The organism is Devosia sp. Root105 (assembly GCF_001424865.1).
Lineage (GTDB): Bacteria > Pseudomonadota > Alphaproteobacteria > Rhizobiales > Devosiaceae > Devosia_A.
In genome coordinates, this window is sequence record NZ_LMCR01000001.1 from 668,078 (window position 1) to 689,240 (window position 21,163).

Below are 21,163 nucleotides of genomic sequence, written 5' to 3' on the forward strand. Positions count from 1 at the left end.
GGATGGAATGGGTCAAGGCGCTGCATATCCTGTCGGTCATCGCCTGGATGGCCGGGATGCTCTACCTGCCCCGGCTGTTCGTCTATCACGCCGATGCCGAGAAGGGGTCGGTGCAATCGGAGACGTTCAAGGTGATGGAGCGCCGGCTCTATCGGGGAATTACCACCCCGGCGATGATCGCCACCTGGGTGTTCGGGCTGTGGCTGGCTTTCGGCTTCGGGATCGTCGATTTCAGCCAAGGCTGGATGTGGCTCAAGGCCCTGATGGTGATCCTGCTGAGCGGCATTCACGGCTTTTATGGCCGGGTGCTGCGCGACTTCGCCAATGACCGGAACACCAGGCCGGCGAAGTTCTTCCGCATGATCAACGAGGTGCCGTTCGTCATCGCCATCGTCATCGTGATCTCGGTTGTGGTGAAGCCGTTCTGATGCGCGCCGTGAGCAGCCGTTGTTCCACGTGAATCCGCATTCCGCTTGAATGTGGCGAAGCTTTTAGCTATCTGAAGCGCACTGCCTGATCGATGGGCGCCTCCCCGGCGCTTTCCGGGCGAACCCCCCTCTCCGTACATTCCCGCCACTCACGATTGCCCAAGGGTCTTCCGCGCAATGGAAAATATGAAGCTCAGCGAGCTCAAGGCCAAGACGCCTGCTGAATTGCTTGAATTCGCCGAGACTTACGAGGTCGAGAACGCCTCGACGATGCGTAAGCAGGAACTGATGTTCGCCATCCTCAAGGAACTGGCGGCGCGTGAAGTCGACATCACCGGCGAAGGCGTGGTGGAAGTCTTGCCCGACGGTTTCGGGTTCCTGCGCTCGCCGGACGCGAACTACCTGCCCGGCCCCGACGATATCTACGTCTCCCCTTCGCAGATCCGCCGCTTTTCGCTCCGGACCGGCGACACGGTCGAAGGCCAGATCCGGTCTCCCAAGGAAGGCGAGCGCTACTTCGCGCTGCTCAAGGTCAACACCATCAATTTCGAGGACCCGGAAAAGGTCCGTCATAAGATCAACTTCGACAACCTGACGCCGCTCTACCCTGATGAACGGCTCCGCCTCGAGCTGCCGGACCCGACGGTCAAGGACAAGAGCGCCCGGATCATGGATCTGGTGGCGCCGCTCGGCAAAGGCCAGCGCGCGCTGATTGTAGCGCCGCCGCGGACTGGTAAGACCGTATTGTTGCAGAATATTGCACAGTCGATCGCCATCAATCACCCCGAGTGCTACCTCATCGTGCTGCTCATCGACGAGCGGCCTGAGGAAGTCACCGACATGCAGCGCTCGGTGCGCGGCGAGGTCATCTCCTCGACCTTCGACGAGCCGGCGTCGCGTCACGTCCAGGTCGCTGAAATGGTGATCGAGAAGGCCAAGCGCCTCGTCGAACACAAGCGCGACGTGGTGATCCTGCTCGATTCGATCACCCGTCTCGGCCGCGCGTACAACACCGTGGTGCCGAGCTCGGGCAAGGTGCTGACTGGCGGTGTGGACGCCAATGCGCTGCAGCGCCCCAAGCGCTTCTTCGGTGCTGCCCGCAACATCGAAGATGGCGGCTCGCTGACCATCATTTCGACGGCGCTGATCGATACCGGCTCGCGCATGGACGAAGTGATCTTCGAAGAGTTCAAGGGCACCGGTAACTCGGAAATCGTCCTCGACCGCAAGGTCTCGGACAAGCGCGTATTCCCCGCGATGGATGTCACCAAGTCCGGCACCCGCAAGGAAGAGCTACTGGTCGAGCCGGATATCCTCAGGAAGATGTACGTGCTGCGCCGCATCCTCAACCCGATGGGCACGGTCGACGCGATGGAGTTCCTGATGGACAAGATCCGCCAGACCAAGACGAACTCCGACTTCTTCGACTCGATGAACACCTAAGCCAGGGCGTCGATGCGCGACGACGATACTATCGTCGCCCTCTCCTCCGGCGCCGTTCCCTCTGGAGTGGCAGTCATTCGGCTGTCCGGCCCGCGGGCGGGAGGTGTGCTGAGCGACATGCTCGGCGCCCTGCCCGCACCCCGGCAGCTGAAGCTGGCGGATATCCGGATCGGCGAGGAAACGCTGGATCGCGGTCTCGTCGCCTGGATGCCGGGGCCGCAGAGTTTTACCGGCGAGGATTGTGCCGAGCTACAGGTGCATGGCTCGCCGGCCGTGGTGCGGGCCCTGCTCCGCAAGCTCAGTTCACAACCGGGTATCCGGGTCGCCGAGGCTGGCGAGTTTACTCGTCGCGCTTTCGAGAACGGCAAGCTCGACCTGGTGGAGGCTCAGGGGCTCGGCGATCTGATCGAAGCCGAAACCGAGAACCAGCGGGCCCTTGCCTATGCGCGGCTGGAAGGCGGGCTGACCCGACAGGTCGAAGGCTGGCGCGAACAGCTGCTGGACCTCCGAGCCGAGATCGAAGCGCAGATCGACTTTTCCGACGAAGGCGACGTCGGTGCGCTGCCGGAAAGTTTTGGCGCCGAGGTCGAGGCCTTGCGTGACGCCATCGGCGACGTGCTGGCAACTCGCGGTCAGGGCCGGATCCTCCGCAGCGGCTTCCGCGTCGTGCTGGCCGGACCGCCCAACGCCGGCAAATCGAGCCTGCTGAACGCGCTGTCGCGCTCCGACGTCGCGATCGTTTCGGACGAAGCCGGCACCACGCGCGATCTGAAGGAAGTGCCGCTGGACGTCAGGGGGCAGTTGATCATCCTGATTGATAGCGCAGGGATCCGCGACACCACATCGAAGGCCGAGGCGATCGGCGTTGAACGGGCGAGGCAAGCCATGCTCAGCGCCGATCAGGTGCTGTGGTTGCGAGCGCCGGACGTGGCCGCTGATGACGTTCAGGAACCTGAGTTCGCCGGGGAGCCAGGCCCCAAGCCGCCGGTCGCCATAATCGGCACCAAGAGCGATCTTGGTTCGGTGCCCGGCGCCGACCTTGCCGTGTCCGTCAACACCGGCGTTGGCATCGCCTCCCTGCTCGACCGGCTCTACGAGGCCTCGGGTGCTGGGTCCGTGCAGGCATCGGAGTTGCTGGTCAGCCATGAACGAGACCGTGAAGCCCTGCTGGCGGCGGTGATCAGTCTGCACCAGGTGGCAGGTCACCTCGAGAGTTCGGAGCTTGCGGCGGAAGACTTGCGCCAGGCGTCGTTCGCCCTGGAGCGGCTACTCGGTCGGATGGATGCCGAATCGGTGCTGGATCGGCTGTTCAGTGCCTTCTGCATCGGGAAATGATTCACGTGGAACATTGCCGGCGGCGGCCGGACGTTGATTCACGTGAAACATTGGACTAGACCCGCGCTCCAAAGGATTTCCTGAAATGAGCGACTTCGGCGTCATTGTTGTTGGTGGCGGGCATGCAGGCAGCGAGGCAGCTGCGGCCGCGGCGCGGCTTGGCGTGCCGACGGCGCTGATTACCCACAGGTTCGCGACCATCGGCGAGATGAGCTGCAACCCGGCCATCGGCGGCCTGGGTAAAGGCCATCTGGTCCGCGAGATCGACGCCATGGATGGCCTGATGGGCCGGGTGGCCGACGCGGCCGGCATTCAGTTCCGGGTGCTGAACCGGCGGAAGGGCGCTGCGGTGCGTGGTCCCCGCGCCCAGGCTGATCGCAAGCTTTACCGGCAGGCGATGCAGGCGGCGATCCTCGCGCAGCCCAACCTCACCGTGATCGAAGGCGAGGTCGATGACCTGATCGTCACCAATGGTCGGATCGCCGGCGCGGTGCTGCTCGATGGGCGTCGCTTCGCGGCAAAGGCGGTGGTGCTGACCACCGGAACCTTCCTCCGTGGCCTGATCCACCGCGGCGAGGAGACGGTCCCGGCCGGTCGCGTCGGCGAGAAGCCGGTGCTTGGGCTGTCGACGCGGCTCGAGGCGCTGGGGCTGACGCTCGGGCGGCTGAAGACCGGCACGCCGGCCCGGCTGGATGCCACCTCCATCGACTTCTCTGGGCTTGAGGAGCAGCGCGGCGACGACCCGCCGGAGCCCTTCTCTGCCCTCACCACGGCGATCACCACGCCGCAGATCAGTTGCTATATCACTCGAACCACGGCCGACACGCACCGCATCATCTCGGACAACCTGCATCGTTCGGCGATGTATTCCGGCCGGATCAAGAGCCGCGGCCCGCGCTATTGTCCCTCGATCGAGGACAAGGTGGTCCGCTTCGCCGACCGGGACAGCCACCAGATCTTCCTCGAGCCCGAAGGGCTTGATGACAACACGATCTATCCGAACGGATTGTCGACCTCCCTGCCGGCTGAGGTGCAGGAGGCTTTCCTCAAGTCCATGCCTGGGCTGGAGAATGTCCGGATCATCCGCCCGGGCTACGCGATCGAGTATGACTATGTCGATCCTCGCGAACTCCGCCCGACGCTGGAACTGCGGCGACTGCCGGGTCTCTATCTGGCCGGCCAGATCAACGGCACTACCGGCTATGAAGAGGCGGCAGCGCAGGGCCTTTATGCCGGCGCCAATGCCGGCCTTGCCGCGAAGGGCGCTGGGACCTTGCAGCTATCGCGGACCGAGAGCTATCTGGGGGTGATGGTCGACGACCTGGTGACGCGGGGGGTCAGCGAACCTTATCGGATGTTCACCTCGCGGGCCGAGTTCCGCCTGCATCTGCGTAGCGATAATGCCGACCAGCGGTTGACCCGGATCGCTGCTTCCGTCGGTCTCGTCGGCGGGGCGCGGCAGCAGCATTTCGAGGCTCGTTCGGCGGCCCTGACTGAGGGACGGGCGACGCTCGATCGGCTGCGGACCACGCCAACGGCGGCGCGCAAGGTCGGCCTGGCGGTGAACGCCGATGGGCACGAACGCAGCGCGTTCGAGTTGCTGTCCTATCCCAATGTTGAGGCGTCCAACCTGGTGCCGCTGTGGCCTGAGATCGCCGAGATCGCGCCTGGGATCCTCGATCAGCTGACGGTCGACGCTCAGTACGCCGTCTACCTGCAGCGCCAGGAGGCCGATATCGCTGCAGTGAAGCGCGATGAAAGCCGCGAGATCCCGGATTGGCTGGACTACGCGGCGCTGCCGGGGCTCTCGATGGAGATGCGGCAGAAGCTCGGGCAGCAACGGCCCGCAACGATTGCCCAGGCGCAGGCGATTGATGGTGTCACCCCTGCGGCGATCACCCTGATTCTGTCAGTGGTCCGGCGCGGCAGTCTGCGCCAGGCGAGTTGATGGACGATCTTGCGCCCTATTCCGGTGCGCTTGCTCGCCCCCAAGCCGCGGTGCGTCGGGATCTGGAATCGTTTGCTGCGCTGCTGAAGAAATGGAACGCGGTGCAGAATCTTGTTTCACGTGAAACAGAGAATGCCCTGTGGACGCGACACGTCGTCGATTCGCTGCAGGTTCTGCCATTGCTTCGACCCGGAGATCAGCTCTTCCTGGACGTTGGCTCAGGTGGTGGCCTGCCGGCGCTGCCCCTGGCAATCGCCCTCAAGGGCGGCCCGGCAAGCTTCACGCTGGTCGAGCCGATCGGCAAGAAGGTCGCCTTCCTCAGGCAGGTGATCCGGGAGCTTGGTCTGGCCGCAGCGGTGCATGCCGGACGGACCGACAGCTTTGATTCACGTGAAACACTCGGCGACCGCTCCGGCTTCGATGTGATCACTTCACGAGCGCTGGCGGCGCTCCCGCTGTTGCTGGAACTTATCCACCCCTTCTTTGGGCCGGAAACCCGCGCGATCCTGCATAAGGGCAAGGATCATGCTGTGGAGGTTGAGGAAAGTCGTTTGGCGTGGGAGTTCGACGTGGTAGTAATCAAGAGCGCCACCGACGAGGCCGGCGTGTTGCTGGAGATCAGCAATTTGCGACGGAAATCAAATAGTTAGCGGAAACGCTCGGAGGCCGTGCCTTGGCTCCTCGAATCCTGACCCTCGCCAATCAGAAGGGTGGGGTCGGCAAGACCACTACCGCAATCAACCTGGCCACGGCGCTCGCGGCGATTGGCGAGCGTGTGCTGATCGTCGATCTCGACCCGCAGGGCAACGCCTCGACGGGCCTCGGCATCTCGCGCGTCGACCGTGACGTCTCGAGCTATGATCTGCTGGTGGGCGACGCCAAAGTGGCGGCGGCCGCGGTGATGACCAGCGTGCCGAACGTGGCTATCGTGCCGTCGACCCTCGATCTGCTCGGCGTCGAGCTCACTATTGCCCAGCAGGCGGACCGCGCTTTCCGGCTGCGCGATGCCTTCCGGGCGATGAGCGACCTGACCATCAATGGCCAGGCGGTCAGCTATGTGCTGATCGACTGCCCGCCGTCGCTCAACCTCCTCACCATAAATGCGCTGGTCGCCGCCGATGCCGTGCTGGTGCCGCTGCAGTGCGAATTCTTCGCGCTCGAGGGTATGAGCCAACTGCTTCAAACTATTGAGCAAATTCGCACGACCCTGAACCCGCGCCTGTCGATACAGGGTGTTGTGATGACCATGTTCGATCGCCGCAACAACCTCAGCGAACAGGTGCTGGCCGATGTGCGCTCGGAGATGGGGTCGCTGGTCTATGATACGGTGATACCTCGCAATGTTCGGCTGTCGGAGGCCCCGTCCTACGGCAAGCCGGCGCTGCTCTATGACCTCAAATGTGCCGGCAGCCAGGCCTATCTGCGTCTGGCTACCGAAGTGATCCGGCGTGAGCGCCAGCTCATGGCCGCATAAGGAAGTTGGAATGAACGAGAAACCATCACGGCTCGGGCGTGGCCTCGCGGCGCTGATCGGCGACATGGCGACGATGGAGGGAGCGCGGCTGGCCGACGGCAGCAGCTCCAAGCGCCTGCCGGTCGACTTCCTGATCGCCAACCGCGCCAACCCGCGGCGCGACTTCGACCCGGCTCAGCTGGAAGAGCTGACCAGCTCGATCCGCGAGAAGGGCGTGATGCAGCCGCTGCTGGTGCGGCCGACCAATGATCCGAACCAGTTCGAGATCATTGCCGGCGAGCGCCGCTGGCGCGCTTCGCAGCGCGCCGGGCTGAACGATGTTCCGGTGATCATCCGCGATGTCGACGACAAGGAAGCGCTTGAGCTCGCGATCATCGAGAACGTGCAGCGTGTCGACCTCAATCCGCTCGAAGAAGCAATGGGTTACGGTCAGCTAATCGAGCAGTTTGAGTACACCCAGAACGACCTGGCGCAGGTGATCGGCAAATCCCGCTCGCATGTCGCCAATACGCTGCGGCTCCTAAAGCTGCCCGACGACGTGCGCGGCATGCTGGCGAGCGGCGAACTGACGGCTGGCCACGCGCGCACGCTGATCACGGCGGACGATCCGGTGGCGTTGGCGAAGCGCATTGTTGGCGGTGGCCTGTCGGTGCGCGAAGCCGAGGTGCTGACGCAGCGCGAGATCAACGCGCCCAAGAAGAAGCCGGCAGCGCCCGAGCAGAAGGATGCCGATACGGCAGCGCTCGAGAAGCGGCTCTCGGACGTGCTGGGGCTGCATGTGGCGATCGATCACAAAGACCAGGGTGGCCGGCTCGAGATCCGCTACCGGACGCTGGAGCAGCTCGACGGCATCTGCATGAAGCTCACCGGGTACGGGGTGTAGACGCCGCCGCGTGTTTCACGTGGAGCATGGGCGATAGGCTGGGGAGCGCGCCACACCGCCCCCTCTCCCCAGAGGGGCGAGGGGACGCGAGACAAACGGGCGGAGCCACACTGCTGGCGCCAGGAAATGGGGTGCCCACTTCCAGCATCGTTGCCATTCGAGCGTAGCTCTCATGGCCTCCTCACCTGAAATCGCTCCACCGGAGCGATTTCGCCGCTGGCGCGGCCGGTTCGGAGTGTTTCACGTGGAACGCTGGGGCTAACGTTCTGCAGCCATTGTACAAATCGCCAACAGCGCGCGGCGGCTGATGGTGTCGGCAAGGCCATAGCGCTTGCGGCTGTCGGCGACGGCGAGTTGCAGGCGATCGAGTGCGGCGCTCAGCGCGTCGTCACTCCACAGCCTCAGCTGGCGCTCGATGGCGGAGCGGCGCGAGAAGTGCGGCTTTGGTCGGGCATTGTCGAGCACGGCCCCGGGCGACTTGCCGCCGTCGACCTCGACGCGCCAGCGGCGCAGGGTGGTGAAATGACCCATGGCGCTGGCGAGAATCTGCTGGGCGTTGACGCTCTGGGCGATTGCCCGCTCGAGCGCGGTATCGAGGTTGGCAGCGTGACCCGTCCCGGTGGCGTCGACAACTTCATCGAGCACCAGGGCGGCGTTGTCGGCGCAGAGCGTCAGCACGTCCTCGCGGGTGAGGAGCTTGGTATCGGCGGCAAACAGCACCAGCTTTTCCAGCTCACGGCGGGTGATTTCGCGGTCGTTGCCCAGGCTGTCGCGGATCGCTGCGACGGTGTCCTGGTCGGCGCGGATGCCGGCTTTGGAGAAGGTTTCCGAGATCAGGCGCCCCAGCGATTCGTCGTTATCCGGGTAGCAGGGCAGGGCCCGGCCGAGCTTTGCCGCTTCCACCAGGGCGCGCAGCGGGTCCTTCGGGGTAAGGTTGCCGGCCTCGAGGATGATGATGGAACCTGGATCGTCTCGCAGTTCGGTCAGCGGCATCACCAGGGACTTGCCGGCGCCACGCACCCGAATCACCCGGCGATCGCCGAACAGCGAGGTGGTCTTGGCCTCCACGGCGAGACGCGACGGATCGGCATCGAGTTCGGCGCCGTCGAGCACGACCAGGTTCATGCTGTCGGCATCGTTGCCGGCGTAGCGACGGGCGAGGCGCTGGGCGGTTTCGCGGACGAGACCGGTATCGGGGCCGTAAGCGAGAATAATGCCGGCTTCGAGATCGGGGCGATCGACGAAGCGGGAAACCTCGTGCGCCTTCAGCGCCCCCATCAGCTGGCCGATTGGGCGAGGGCGCCGAGCAAGGTCAGTCGCACCGTCTCGGCCAGCTCGCGCGCTGCACGTTCGGTGGCCTCGCGCTCGGCCTCGCTGGCGGCGAGGGCCTGACTGTCCGTGGTGTAGAGCGCGGCGGCCGAGCGGCTGGTCGAGAGGATGACCGAGCCATCCGTGCCGATCAGCTCGATCTGCGCGGTGACCACCATTTCCCGCTGTTCGGACGGACGAACCACGCTGGAGCGGGTGAGCTTGCGGCCGGCGTTCGAGGTGGTGATGCGAACCGTCGGGCTTGCGGCGTCAGCGGCTTTGCCGAAGCGGAGCGCCAGCTCCTGATAGATGATCTGCTCGGCCCGGCTGTTGGGCTTGGCGTAGTTGAGCGGATGCCGCTCGGTGCCGATGCCGCGTTCACCATAGACCGGAGTCAGCCCGGTGCAACCGGCAAGGGCCGTCGCGCCAAGCAGGCTCAGCGCGAAAACCGCATTACGAAGCAACAGCTTAGATGACCACATTGACGATCCTGTCGGGGACGATCACCAGCTTCTTGGGCGGCTTGCCTTCCAGCATGCGGGCAACCGCTTCGAGTGACAAGACCTCTTTCTCGACCAGCTCCTTGGCGGCGCCGACCGGCACGGTGATCTCGCCGCGGCGCTTGCCGTTGACCTGCACCGGCAGCACGACAGTGCTGTCGACCAGCAGCGACTGGTCGGCGACCGGCCAGGGGGCGTCGACCACGAGACCAGTCTTGCCGAGCGCCGCCCAGCAGGTTTCGGCGAGGTGCGGCATCATCGGGGCGACGAGTTGCACCAGGCGCTCCACCGCTTCGCGGAAGGCGTCACGCTGCGCCGGGGAGACGCTTGAGGCGACCGACTGCGAGAACTTGGCGATGGCATTGGACAGCTCGTAGATCTGGGCGACGGCGCGGTTGAAGCGCAGGCCTTCGATCTCGCCGCCGACATTGGCAACGGCGCGGTGTACCACCTTGCGGAGCTCAAGCACGCCGGCGTCGCTATCGCCCTTGAGGCGGGCCGCGATGTCGTCCTCGAGGTCGAGGAAATCGCCGACCAGCTTCCAGACGCGCTGCAGGAAGCGGCTGGCGCCTTCGATGCCGGCCTCGGTCCACTGCACGTCGCGCTCCGGCGGCGAGTCGGAGAGCATGAACCAGCGGGCGGTATCGGCGCCGTAAGTCGAAACGATCTCGTCGGGGTCGACGACGTTCTTCTTGGATTTGCTCATCTTTTCGATGGAGCCGATGGCAACGGCTTCGCCGGTTTGCCGCATGCTGGCGCGGCGTTCGCCATCGACCTGTTCGATCCGGATGTCGGCCGGCGAAACCCATTCGCCATTCGGACCGGTGCCGAGCTGGTAGGTCTCATGCACCACCATGCCCTGGGTGAACAGCCCCTTGAACGGCTCATCCAGATTGAGGTGGCCGGTCTGCTTCATGGCGCGGGTGAAGAAGCGCGAATAGAGCAGGTGCAGGATCGCGTGCTCGACGCCGCCAATATACTGGTCGACCGGCAGCCAGGTGTTGGCGATCCCCGGAATCGTCGGCGTGTCGGCATGCGGCGCGGTGAAGCGGGCAAAGTACCAGGAACTGTCGACGAAGGTGTCCATGGTGTCGGTTTCGCGCGTCGCCGGTCCCGCGCATTTCGGGCAGGCGACATGCTTCCAGCTCGGGTGGTGGTCGAGCGGGTTGCCGGGGCGGTCGAAGCTCACGTCCTCAGGCAGGACCACCGGCAGGTCCTTGTCGGGCACCGGCACGGCGCCGCAATTCTCGCAGTGGATCACCGGGATCGGACAGCCCCAGTAGCGCTGGCGCGAGACGCCCCAGTCGCGCAGGCGATAGTTCACCTCGACCTTGCCCTGCGGCAGGTTGTCGACGGTGCGCTCGGCGAAGTGCGCGGCAATGGCTTTCTTGGCGGCATCGATCTCGAGCCCGTCAAGGAACTCGGAGTGGTAGATGCGGCCTGGGCCGTTGTAAGCCTCTGAATCGACTTCGAAAGTTGCTGGGTCAGCGCCCTCTGGCAGCACCACCGGGAGCACCGGCAGGTCGTAGCGACGGGCGAAATCGAGGTCGCGCTGGTCATGCGCCGGGCAGCCGAAAATGGCGCCGGTGCCGTAATCCATCAGCACGAAGTTGGCGATGTAGACCGGCAGCGTAGCGCCGGGCTTGACCGGGTGCTTCACGTGCAACCCGGTGAAGATGCCGAGCTTTTCCGCCTTGTCGATGGTCTCGGTGGCCGTGCCGTGGCGGCGGGTCTCGGCGATGAAGGCCGCGACCTCAGGGTTGCCCGCGAGGCTCTGGGCCAGCGGATGATCAGCCGAGATGGCGATGAAGGAGGCGCCGAAGATAGTGTCGGGGCGAGTGGTGAACACCTCGATCGAGCTGAATTTCTGCCATTGCTCGGTCAGCTCGAACAGCAGGCGCAGGCCCTCGGATTTGCCGATCCAGTTGCGCTGCATGACGCGCACCTTTTCGGGCCAGTGGTCGAGGGTATCGAGCGCTTCCAGCAGATCTTCGGCGAAATCGGAGACCTTGAAGGCCCACTGGTTGAGTTCGCGCTGTTCCACAACCGCACCGGAGCGCCAGCCGCGGCCATCGACGACCTGCTCGTTGGCGAGCACGGTCATATCGACCGGGTCCCAATTGACCTTGGATTTCTTGCGGGTGACGAGCCCCTCGCGCAGGAAATCGAGGAACAGTTTCTGCTGCTTGGAATAGTACTCGACGTCGCAGGTGGCGAACTCGCGGCTCCAGTCGATGCCGAGACCAATCGACTTCAGCTGTTTGCGCATCGCGGCGATGTTGGCATAGGTCCAGCTCTTGGGGTGGACCTTGTTCTGCATGGCGGCGTTCTCGGCCGGCAGGCCGAAGGCGTCCCAGCCCATCGGGTGCAGCACATTGCGGCCCATGGCGCGCATATAGCGCGCTAAAACGTCGCCCATGGTATAGTTGCGCACGTGCCCCATGTGGATGCGCCCCGAGGGGTAGGGGAACATCTCGAGCACGTAGTAGGGCTTGCGGCTATCATCGTGTTTGACCTCGAAGGACTTGCCGTCCTCCCAGGCCTTCTGCCAGCGTGGCTCTTCGACACGCGGATTGTAGCGCTCGGTCGTTCTACCAGTCACTTCGGGAAGTCCTTAAAGCCGCAGATTACGTTGCGTTATTGGGGGTTTTTGGCTACCGGACCTTCATCAGAATTCCGTTAACCGGTCAACAGAGAGGGCCATGCAGAACGCCCCGGAAAGTCTCGAAATCATCCGCGCCCGGATCGAGCGGGCGCACCAGCGCTTCGGCCCGCCGCCGGATCGGGTGGAGCTGGTCGCTGTCTCCAAAACCTTCGATGCCGCAGCAATCCGGCCGTTTCTTGACGCTGGGCAGCGGGTGTTCGGGGAGAACCGCGTGCAGGAGGCCAAGGAAAAGTGGCCGGAGCTGCGGGCTTCCTATGACGGCATAGAATTGCATCTGATCGGCCCGCTGCAGACCAACAAGGCGCGCGAAGCGGTGGCGCTGTTCGACGTGATCCAGACCGTCGACCGCGACAAGCTGGCGGGTGTGCTGGCGGAGGAGATGAAGCGGGCGAGCCGGCGCCTGCCGGTTTTCGTGCAGGTCAATATCGGGCTCGAGGAGCAGAAGGCCGGGATCGCGCCTTCCGACGCCGCGGCGTTCGTCGGCCGTTGCAAGGATCTGCATGGCCTCGATGTGATCGGGCTGATGTGCATTCCGCCCGAGGCCGATCCGGCCGGGCCGTATTTCGCGCACCTGGCGTCGCTGGCGCGCGACGCTGGGGTCGAGAAGCTGTCGATGGGGATGAGCAGCGATTTCGAGACGGCGATCGCCATGGGCGCGACGCATGTGCGGGTCGGCAGCGCGCTGTTCGGGCATCGGGGATGAGTGCCGGCCGGCTCGGCCTCGCCGAGGCGGAGCAACTGGTGGCCGAGCGGCTGGGCGCGAGCCCAAGAGCTGCACATTCGCGCTTCGTTGGCCTCCTGATGCAGTGTCTGGCAACCGAACTCGGCGCCGATGCCGGGCTGTGGCGGATCGTCGGGCTGGCGCACGATCTCGACTATTTTGCCGTCGACGGCGACTGGCGCGGGCATGGCGTGCTGGCGGCGGAGTGGCTGAAGGGGCGGCTGCCGGATGAGGCGCTGATGGCGATCGCGGCGCACGACCATCGCACCGGGCTGGAGAGCGCAGCACCGATCGCCGAGTGCCTCAGGTTGGCGGACGGTCTTGCCGTGCTGGATGAGGATGCCGGCCGGGATCGCACGCTTGCCGCGCTGGCTGGCGGATCCATCGCCGATATCGTCGGCCACCGCCGGTTTCTGATCGAGATCATCGCCGGCAACGCGGCGAGGCGCGGCGTGGAACTGGCCAGGCTCGGGCGGCTGCTGACGGGGCTGCCAAGGCAGGGCTAGCCGCGGTTCCCGAGCTGCTATGATGCCATAGCACCGCACTGCGACCCTTCTGGGAAGCAATACTTCATGCAGAATTACTTCGTATGTCGGCGTCGATATTCGGAGTGTGAAGCTTACATGACACTGCTTTTCGTTGTCGTCGGGTCGTGATAGCGTCCGCGTCTCTGCCGATACTTACGATCCACATGTCTCTGTCCGAGGTGAGTGTCTGCCATGGTGGCAAGGCGCCGCTTGTGCTTTCGGGAGCAGCGGAATGGCTGGCGAGTTTCAGGTTACGGGGAAGAATGCCGCGGCACTGTTTACGCTGAAGGTGCACCGCGGTGACGGCATGGCGCTGCTGGCCATGAATTGGCGCAACGGCAAGCCACCTGAGGACTTTGTCGGCTTTGCCATCGAGTACCGGGTGCCCGGCGGCACGCGCTTCCTCGCCGTGCATAACCGGATCGCCTTCCCGGGGCCGGGCGGTGCGGTCAATCCCAACAAGCTGTCGTCACGGCTCTCGCCGATCCAGAAGTTTCGTTGGGTGCACTTCCCCTTCAATGCCGAGATTCCGGGCGAGTACACCTACATGGTGACGCCGGTGTTCATGGCCGACGATGGGCAACTCAGCTACGGCGAGCCGCAGCTGGCCGATATCGAGCTCAGGCGAGAGACCTATCCGGGGGCGATCAACATTGCCTATACACGCGGCTTCGTCTCCTCGCAGGCCTTCGTCGATCGGTACGAGAAGCATGGGGCGATCTCGACGCTGCTGCCCGCGAGTGCCGATGACGGGCTGACCTTCACGCCGACCCATCCCAACACCGAGGAGGCGCTCACCTGGATGGGGTTCGAAGGGCGCCACGCGATCTACGAGACCCTCGACGAAGCGATCGCCGACCCGAGCGCCAAGGTATTCGTCGTCGCCTACGACCTCAGCGAGAAGGGCTTCGTCGATAAGCTGCGGCAGCTGGGGCCGCGACTGCGGATCATCATCGACGATGAGGGCGATCACGGGGACGCGCATTCGGGAGAAACCCAGTCGGCTGACCTGCTCATCGCTTCGGCGGGGGCGGCCAACGTCAGGCGCCAGAATATGGGCAGGCTGCAGCACAACAAGATGATCGTGGTCGATGGCGCCCAGGTGAAGAAGGCCATCGGCGGCTCCACCAATTTCAGCTGGCGCGGCTTCTATGTGCAGTCGAACAACGCCATGATCTTCACCGGCGCGGTGCCGGTCACGGTGTTTCGCGAGGCGTTCGAGGACTTCTGGACCGAGGCCGGTTTTGCCACCAGCCGCTCGGCCCTGTGGCGGGACCTGGGGATCGCCGGGGTCGACGTCAAAGCGACGTTCTCGCCGCATGCGCCAGCCAATGCTCAGCTCAAGAAGATCGCCGCCGATATCGACAGCGCCAAGTCGAGCCTGCTGTTCTCGCTGGCTTTCCTCTGGCAGACGCCCGGGGTCATTCGGGACGCCGTAGGGCGGGTGCGCGACAACAACCAGCGGTTCGTCTACGGCATCTCCGACAAGAAAGTCGGTGGGCTCGATGTGCAGAAGCCGGACGGCAACCCGCCCGCGGTGTTTCCCACCGCGCTGCTGAAGGGCAGGACCCCGGCGCCGTTCAAGGCAGAGCCGGTGGGCGGCAGTGGCAACCGCATGCACCACAAGTTCGTGGTGATCGACTTCGACAAGCCGACGGCCCGGGTCTATCTCGGCTCCTATAATTTCTCGAAAGCTGCAGACGACACCAATGGCGAGAACCTGATCCTGGCGCGCGATCGGCGGATCGCGGTGTCCTACATGGTCGAGGCGTTGCGGATGTTCGACCACTATCACTTCCGCATCGCCCAGCAGGAGGCCAAGGCCGCCGGCACCAAGCTGCAGCTGAAGTTTCCGCCCGCCGCCCCGGGACAGGACCCCTGGTGGCTGCGCGACTATACCGACGTGCGCCGGATCAAGGACCGCCTGATGTTCTCCTAAGGGCAAGGCGGATGCTATGGCGTCATAGCGTCCGCCCGGCATGCCGAGCCGCTTCAGGCCGCAATGACCAGGCGCTGCCAGCGGCCGGGGGTCATGCCGAAGGCCTTGAGGAAGTGGCGGTGGAAGTGGCTCTGGTCGGCGAAGCCAGTCTCGGCGGCGACAGCGGCTATGGACTGGCCTGCCGCAAGCAGGCGTCGGCCCTCGGTGACCCGACGCATGGTCAGGTAGCGGTGCGGACTGGTGCCGAAGCGCGCCCGGAATTGGCGCGAGAGCGTGAAGCGATCGAGGCCGGAGACCGCTTCAAGCTCGTCGGAGCGGATCGGCTGCAGTCCGGCGTGGTTGAGGACCTCCGCCACCCGCGCCAGAGCCACCAGGTCGAGCAGTGATGCTCGCTTCGGCGGCGTATCGGAACGACGCAAGAGGCCCTCGGCGAGCTCGACCACCACCTGGTCGGCCAGCAGTGGCTCGAGGGTGTTGTCCATGTCGCCAAAAGCTTCGAGCAGCGCCGACCGGAGCGCCATGTCGTCGACCACAGGGGCGGCAACGAAGGGCAGGCCGGCGTTCTGCAGTCCGGCCTGCACCAGCGCCGGGTCGAGGTAGAGCATGCGGTAGGTGAGGCCTTGCTCGGTGCCGGCGCCGCCGTCATGGATCTCGTCGGGGTGGAGGATGATGACCTGGCCGGGCAGCGAGGCCCGGACCTCGCCGCGATACCAGAAGCTCTGTACGCCGCGCAGGGTCACGCCGAGCGCATAGGTATCGTGCCGGTGCCGGGCATAGGCATTGCCGAGGAACCGCGCCTCGATCCGCTCCATGCCCGGATAGCCGGGTGCGGCGCGCACGACGTCGGCGGCCGCGCTGCACAAACGTTCAAGACCGATGCCGGTCTCTGCGCCTAGGACCGGCGGCACCTCAGCACCTCTATTCCGGGTTTCCATCATGTTCGACACCAAGATCGCCATCGTATTGCGCGAGGATCTCGCGCCGTGGCAAGCGCTCAACGTTACCGCATTTCTTGCCGCCGGAATTACGGCTCAGCACCCCGAAATCATCGGCGAGCCCTATATCGATGGCGCCGGCAACCGCTTCAGTTCGCTGTCGGTGCAGCCGGTGATCGTTCTCGCGGCGGATGCCGAAGCGATGCGAAGCATCCATCGGCGCGCCCTGGAGCGCGGCATCGTGACCTCGGCCTATATCGAGGAAATGTTCTCGACCGGCCATGATGCGGCCAACCGCGACGTGTTCGCGCGGTTCGCACCGGAGGATGCAAGGGTCGTCGGCATCGGGCTGCGGGCCGACCGCAAGATCGTCGACAAGGTGGCCAAGGGAGCCCGGATGCACCCCTGACGCGGCCCGGCCGCACTCCTATGGCGTCATAAGACCCTCAGGTTGCGGCTGCTGTGTCGATCAAACGGCCTGCAGCTCGAACATCGTCAGCTCAGCACCGGACAACGCGAGGGTCGCCGCGGGCTGGGCGATGCCGTTCAGTTCGAGCCGGGCCGGCGGGTCGGTGAAGGCCAGCTTGATCGGGCGAGAGCCCTTGGAGGTGACGCGCACGACGTCATCGGATACTGCGATTTGGAAGCCGTGGTGCTGGAGCGTGGTTCTGTGCTCGAGGCCGGCGACGAGGAGGACCGAGGTCGCGGCGACATCGATCTCGGAGGGCATCCTGGCGCCGAGGCGGGCTTCGTGCTGGAAGGCCAGGGGCAGGGCGGCGCCTTGGCGGAGGAAGACCGGGATCTCTTCGAGCGGAGCCGCGACCTGGTGGGTTTGCCCGCCGTCATACCAGCGGTTCTGGAACAGGTGCCACCAGCGGCCCTCGGGCAGGTAGACCTCGCGGGCGGTATCGCCCTCCCGAATGATCGGGGCGACCAGCAGGTCGCGGCCAAACATGTATTGATCCCACAGCCCGGCCGCACGGCGATCGGCTTGAAAATCCAGCAGCATGGCCCGCAGCAGCGGCTGCTTTTCGGCGACGCACCAGGCGGCCTCGCGCTGGAGATAAGGCAGCAGCGACATGCGGAGGTTGGCGAAAAAGCGGTAGCCGCTGAGAGCCCGCGCGTCGCCGGAGCGGTCGGCGATGTTCCAGGGGGTGCGGTCCTGGTTGAATTCGGCCTTGCTCTCGGCGTGGTACTGCATGATGGGGGAGAAACACGCCATGGCGGCCGAGCGCACATAAAGCTCGGCGCTCGGTACTTCGCCGGAGAAGCCGCCAAGGTCCCAGCCCCAGAAGATCACCCCCGACATGCCGGCCGAGAGTCCGGCGAGAATCGAACGCTTGAACGCATCCCAGGTCGAGCGTTCATCGCCGGCCCAATGGGCCGGGAAGGTCTGCGCTCCCGTATAGCCGGCGCGCGAAAAGCAGATCCCGCCATTCTGCTGGGCGAACCGGTAATAGGCCGAGATGTAGTCGCGCGGGTAAGCGTTGCGGTGCTCGAGCCCGGTACGGCCGTCGGCGAAGACGAGGTCCTTGCCCCAGACCATCTCGCCACCGTCGGTCTTGAAGCCATCGACGCCGAGCTCGTCGATCAGGTACTGGCGCTTCGAAAACCACCAATCGCGGCCGGCAGGGTTGGTGAAATCCATCAGCAGGCTGTCCTTGAACCAGCCTTCGGGCAGCCGCAGCGACGTGGCGTCGGGATGTTTCACGCCAAACCCTTCGGCGAAGAAATGGCTTTCGTCATTGCGCTTCTGCAGGTGCTTCAGCGCCGGCGACTGCTTGATGATCGGGATTTGCCACAGGATCAGCCGCAGGGCGTTGTCGTGGAGATGCGCCGCGAGGCCCTTGGGGTCGGGCCAGCGGCCCCATGCGGGGAAGCTGAAATCACCATAGGTGAAGGCCTCGGCGCCTGGCTTTTCGGTGTATTGGGCGTCGTTGAAGATGTAGAAGGTCGCTTCGTCCGACCAGGCTTCGATGACGAGGACCGTGGCCGGGATCTCGTGCTCGAGGGTGAGCGCCACCTGCTTTCGCACCTCGGCCTCGCTGTCCCAGTTGTTCGAGGACATCCAAGGGCCGAGCGCCCAGGCGGGAACGGGTTCGGGATCGCCGGTGAGCGCCATGAACTGACTGACCTGCGCGGTGACGGAGCCGGTCAAGAGGTCGATGGCGAGGTGGGCGCCTTCGACCCCGAGCCGGGTTTCCCCTGCTATGCCGAGGTCGAACCAGGAATAGGAATCGGTTGCGAGGTGGAGGCCAAAGCCGGCGTCGGTATAGCCGACCGGCATGGGCATATAGGTCCGTAAGCCCTGTTCCTTGTACTGGTTGTAGACGAACTGATCGACGCGGTTGCCCGCCTGGTTCAGCGCGTTGTAGCGCTCACCGAAACCGTACCAGCCGCAGGGCGGGTGGGTGAGGGTGGCGGAAATCTCACGGATGGTGCCGTCGCGGGCCTCGAGCCAGGAGATATCGGTGAGGGTGACGGCGCCCAGTTGCAGCGGGAGCGCCGTGTCGCCGGCACTTGGGGTGATGTCGATGCGGCCGTCAATGACGGTGACGCGCACCGGGGCGCTGCCCTGCTGCCGGCGCCGAAGCGTCTCGTAGACGAACGGTCCCTGGATGACCTCCGGATGCTCGGTGAAGCGGATACGGTATTCGACCAGCGATCCCTGAGGTGTGCGAGGGAGGATGAACTCCCAGCAATCGCCCTTGAAGCTGCCGGCAATAGCAGTTGCGCCGACAACGAGCTCGAGCGGCTCGTCCGCCGATAGCGGCGAGGCCTGGGCGCGGACGATCACCTCGTCGGTATCGGTGATCAGTTTGGGAAAGCGCTCCTCGAGCAGCGGCTCGTAGCGGTTGCCATTGCCGTCCGGGGCGTGGCGGATGAAGCGGGCCTCGAGCTGGCCGAGGGTCTTGAGGCGCTGGGCGACGATGGGCGCCGGCGTCGCGGCGAGCAGTTTTCGGCTTTTGGCGTAGCTGCCCTGCTCGGCATAGTACCAGGCGAGGAGCTGGCGGTCGGCCGGTGTGGCGCTCGCCAGGCGATCGGGTGCCGTGAGGGCGCGGACCGCGTCGACCAGCACCAGGTCCTCGCAGTCGAACAGGCCGAAGGGCACGGCGGCGAGGAGGACGTCGAACTCGAGCGTTGCCTTGTCGGAGGACGACATCAGCGCGCCGAGGCGCACATGGTTGGCATAGACGTGGTTCTTCACCCGGCCGACGAGGCGCGTGGTGCTCTCGTCGCGCGACAGGTGGTTGGTCTCGCGCAGGGCGGCGGCCCACAGCGCCACGACCCAGGTGTCGGTGAAATGGTTCTGGTTGGGCGAGAGTTCGCGCTCGAGGCGCGCAGTGATGGAGGTGCGCAGTGCCGTGGCCTTGGCGGAGCGCAGCAGCGTCAGGTTGCCGGTGAGGGCGGCGAGGTAGAGGGCGAGCGCGGCTTCGACCGGATCGGTGGGATCGGCGTCGGCGAGGCGCGCGGCGATCTGCGGGGCGACCGGGGCCGGGTCACGCAGCAGCTCGGCATAGAGCTCGAAGAACCAGGGGTGGCGGGTGGCGAGGGCGGGTTCGCGAGCGTCGGTGGTCATGGCTGGTTCCGGTGTGAGTGGCCGAGAGCCCGGGGACTCCCGGCCTTGCCCTTTGGGAGGCAACTGGGTGAAGGAAGGCGTGCCGACTGAGAGAGACGGCCCCCTCCCGGCCTCCCCATGAAGGGGGAGGTGAAGTGGAGTTTGGGGCTCGATCGAGCCACCACACCGGCAGGGCACCTCCCCCTTCATGGGGGAGGATGGGAGGGGGCCGTCTGCCGGCAGTCGGCGCTTACAGCAGCCCCTCGATCGCCGTCTTGGCGTCCTTCAGCGCCTGCTCCGGCGTCTTCTGGCCGAGTTTGGCGGCTTCGAGTTCCTTGCCCACCGCGTCGGTCAGCTGGTTCCAGTTGCCGATCACCGGCGGCACCACCGCGGTGTCGAGCGCCTCAAACACCACTTCGCGGCTTTCGGGGACCGGCTGGTCGAGATAGCCCTGCACCGCCGCGGCGTCGGAGACGGCAGGGAGTTCCCAGCCGGCGGCGATGCGGAGGTCGACGGCGGCCTTACTCGAGGTGAGGAACTTGATCCACTGGTAGGCTTCGGCCGGGTGGGCGCTGTTCGCCGAAACCGCGACGCCATTGGCGAAGAAGTGGTGCGCCTTGCTGGTCTTGCCCGGCTCGAGCGCGATATCCCAGTTGAACTTGGCATTCTCGGTGAAATCGCCGAGCAGCCAGATGCCGGTGCGGAGCATGGCGATCTTGCCGGCCTTGAACAGATCCTCCGAGGACTGGCCGGCCATTTCGACATCGGACGGGGTGACCTTGTAGGTCGACACCTTGTCGATCATCCAGGTGAGCGTCTCGATATTCTCAGGCGAGTCGATAGTGACGGTCTTCTTGTCGGGCGAGAGGATCGAGCCACCATTCTGGGCGATGGTCTTGTAGAATTCCCAGAACTGGATCGGGGCGAAATCGCCCCAGACGCCGGCGCCGGCATTGGTCAGCTTCTGCGCCGCGGCGAGCTCTTCGGTCCAAGTCCAGTCGGCAGTCGGGTAGGCAACGCCAGCGGCGTCGAACAGGTCCTTGTTGTAGAACAGGACGACGTTGGAGAAGCTTTCGACCAGGCCATATTGCTTGCCATCCTGGGCGAAGGCGGCGAGCGCGGTCGGGTTGTAGACCGAGGTCGAAAAGCCGGTATCAGCTGCAATCAGCGGGGTGAGGTCGGCGAGCGCGCCCTTTTCCGCGTAGGTGACGAAATTCTCGAAGTTGAGTTCGAAGGCGTCGGGCGCTTGCTTTGCAGCAACGACGGTCTGCAGCTTGGTGAAATAGGCGTCCCAGGCGGCGGTCTCATAGGTGACCTTGATGCCCGGATGCTCGGCCTCGAACGCGGCGATGGTGGCGTCGAGTTCCTTCAGATAATTCGGCGCCGCCGAGAAGGTCATGTATTTGATGGTCACGTCCTCGGCGAGAGCCGGGGTGATGAGGGCGCTGGCGAGCAGCAGCCCGGTGAACGTTCTACGCAGCATGGTCTTTTCTCCTCC

General features: G+C 65.0%; 17 protein-coding genes. 11 read left to right on the plus strand and 6 right to left on the minus strand.

All coding sequences use genetic code 11. The features are described from left to right. Positions 1–2 precede the first annotated feature (2 nt). The 7 genes from hemJ to ASC68_RS03140 all read left to right on the plus strand — a co-directional run bounded on the left by hemJ (position 3) and on the right by ASC68_RS03140 (position 7,511). Positions 3–428: a protoporphyrinogen oxidase HemJ gene (gene hemJ, locus ASC68_RS03110; protein ID WP_055874578.1), complete on the plus strand. Its 426-nt coding sequence runs from the start codon at positions 3–5 to the stop codon at positions 426–428. Positions 429–605: 177 nt separating this feature from the next. Next, positions 606–1,871 carry a transcription termination factor Rho gene (gene rho / locus ASC68_RS03115; protein WP_055874583.1) on the plus strand — a complete coding sequence of 422 codons (1,266 nt, stop codon included), beginning with the start codon at positions 606–608 and terminating at the stop codon, positions 1,869–1,871. 12 nt (positions 1,872–1,883) lie between these two features. Then, positions 1,884–3,206 (plus strand): tRNA uridine-5-carboxymethylaminomethyl(34) synthesis GTPase MnmE, encoded by a 1,323-nt coding sequence (gene mnmE, locus ASC68_RS03120; protein WP_082527848.1) that lies wholly within the window; start codon positions 1,884–1,886, stop codon positions 3,204–3,206. An 85-nt stretch (positions 3,207–3,291) separates the two neighbouring features. Then, positions 3,292–5,154 (plus strand): tRNA uridine-5-carboxymethylaminomethyl(34) synthesis enzyme MnmG, encoded by a 1,863-nt coding sequence (gene mnmG, locus ASC68_RS03125; RefSeq protein ID WP_055874588.1) that lies wholly within the window; start codon positions 3,292–3,294, stop codon positions 5,152–5,154. Further along, positions 5,154–5,804 (plus strand): 16S rRNA (guanine(527)-N(7))-methyltransferase RsmG, encoded by a 651-nt coding sequence (gene rsmG, locus ASC68_RS03130; RefSeq protein ID WP_055874591.1) that lies wholly within the window; start codon positions 5,154–5,156, stop codon positions 5,802–5,804. Before mnmG ends, rsmG begins: the two co-directional genes overlap by 1 nt. Before the next feature lie 23 nt (positions 5,805–5,827). Beyond that, positions 5,828–6,628, plus strand: a complete 801-nt coding sequence (locus ASC68_RS03135) for a ParA family protein (RefSeq protein ID WP_055874594.1) — start codon at positions 5,828–5,830, stop codon at positions 6,626–6,628. A gap of 10 nt (positions 6,629–6,638) precedes the next feature. Further along, on the plus strand, positions 6,639–7,511 hold the full coding sequence (locus ASC68_RS03140) for a ParB/RepB/Spo0J family partition protein (protein WP_055874597.1): 873 nt from the start codon (positions 6,639–6,641) through the stop codon (positions 7,509–7,511). A 258-nt stretch (positions 7,512–7,769) separates the two neighbouring features. Here ASC68_RS03140 and holA read toward each other — a convergent pair whose 3' ends face one another. From holA to leuS, 3 genes are read right to left on the minus strand one after another with little or no spacing between them, the layout of a single operon-like run. Continuing rightward, positions 7,770–8,789, minus strand: coding sequence for a DNA polymerase III subunit delta (gene holA, locus ASC68_RS03145; RefSeq protein WP_055874600.1), 1,020 nt, complete (start codon positions 8,787–8,789; stop codon positions 7,770–7,772). Next, the gene (gene lptE, locus ASC68_RS03150) at positions 8,789–9,301 is read right to left on the minus strand and encodes an LPS assembly lipoprotein LptE (RefSeq protein ID WP_082527849.1); all 513 of its coding nucleotides are present in this window, start codon (positions 9,299–9,301) and stop codon (positions 8,789–8,791) included. The genes holA and lptE overlap by 1 nt, the downstream gene beginning before the upstream one ends. Beyond that, entirely contained in the window at positions 9,288–11,921 is a 2,634-nt protein-coding gene (gene leuS / locus ASC68_RS03155) for a leucine--tRNA ligase (protein WP_055874606.1), read from the minus strand. The genes lptE and leuS overlap by 14 nt, the downstream gene beginning before the upstream one ends. 100 nt (positions 11,922–12,021) lie before the next feature. Between leuS and ASC68_RS03160 the strand changes: the two genes are divergently transcribed. The 3 genes from ASC68_RS03160 to ASC68_RS03170 all read left to right on the plus strand — a co-directional run bounded on the left by ASC68_RS03160 (position 12,022) and on the right by ASC68_RS03170 (position 15,171). After that, complete coding sequence (locus ASC68_RS03160; RefSeq protein WP_055874609.1) at positions 12,022–12,687, plus strand: YggS family pyridoxal phosphate-dependent enzyme; 666 nt, start codon at positions 12,022–12,024, stop codon at positions 12,685–12,687. Next, positions 12,684–13,211, plus strand: coding sequence for an HD domain-containing protein (locus tag ASC68_RS03165; protein WP_055874612.1), 528 nt, complete (start codon positions 12,684–12,686; stop codon positions 13,209–13,211). Before ASC68_RS03160 ends, ASC68_RS03165 begins: the two co-directional genes overlap by 4 nt. 253 nt (positions 13,212–13,464) lie before the next feature. After that, the gene (locus tag ASC68_RS03170; RefSeq protein ID WP_055874615.1) at positions 13,465–15,171 is read left to right on the plus strand and encodes a phospholipase D-like domain-containing protein; all 1,707 of its coding nucleotides are present in this window, start codon (positions 13,465–13,467) and stop codon (positions 15,169–15,171) included. A gap of 53 nt (positions 15,172–15,224) precedes the next feature. Here the strand turns inward: ASC68_RS03170 and ASC68_RS03175 are convergent, their stop codons facing one another. Continuing rightward, positions 15,225–16,079: an AraC family transcriptional regulator gene (locus ASC68_RS03175; protein WP_248310482.1), complete on the minus strand. Its 855-nt coding sequence runs from the start codon at positions 16,077–16,079 to the stop codon at positions 15,225–15,227. A gap of 28 nt (positions 16,080–16,107) precedes the next feature. Between ASC68_RS03175 and ASC68_RS03180 the strand changes: the two genes are divergently transcribed. Next, positions 16,108–16,515, plus strand: coding sequence for a DUF2000 family protein (locus ASC68_RS03180; RefSeq protein ID WP_055874618.1), 408 nt, complete (start codon positions 16,108–16,110; stop codon positions 16,513–16,515). A 60-nt stretch (positions 16,516–16,575) separates the two neighbouring features. Here ASC68_RS03180 and ASC68_RS03185 read toward each other — a convergent pair whose 3' ends face one another. Together ASC68_RS03185 and ASC68_RS03190 are read right to left on the minus strand one after the other, a co-directional pair. Next, positions 16,576–19,686, minus strand: coding sequence for a TIM-barrel domain-containing protein (locus ASC68_RS03185; protein WP_055874622.1), 3,111 nt, complete (start codon positions 19,684–19,686; stop codon positions 16,576–16,578). Positions 19,687–19,915: 229 nt separating this feature from the next. After that, positions 19,916–21,148, minus strand: a complete 1,233-nt coding sequence (locus ASC68_RS03190) for a sugar ABC transporter substrate-binding protein (protein ID WP_055874627.1) — start codon at positions 21,146–21,148, stop codon at positions 19,916–19,918. Positions 21,149–21,163 lie beyond the last annotated feature (15 nt).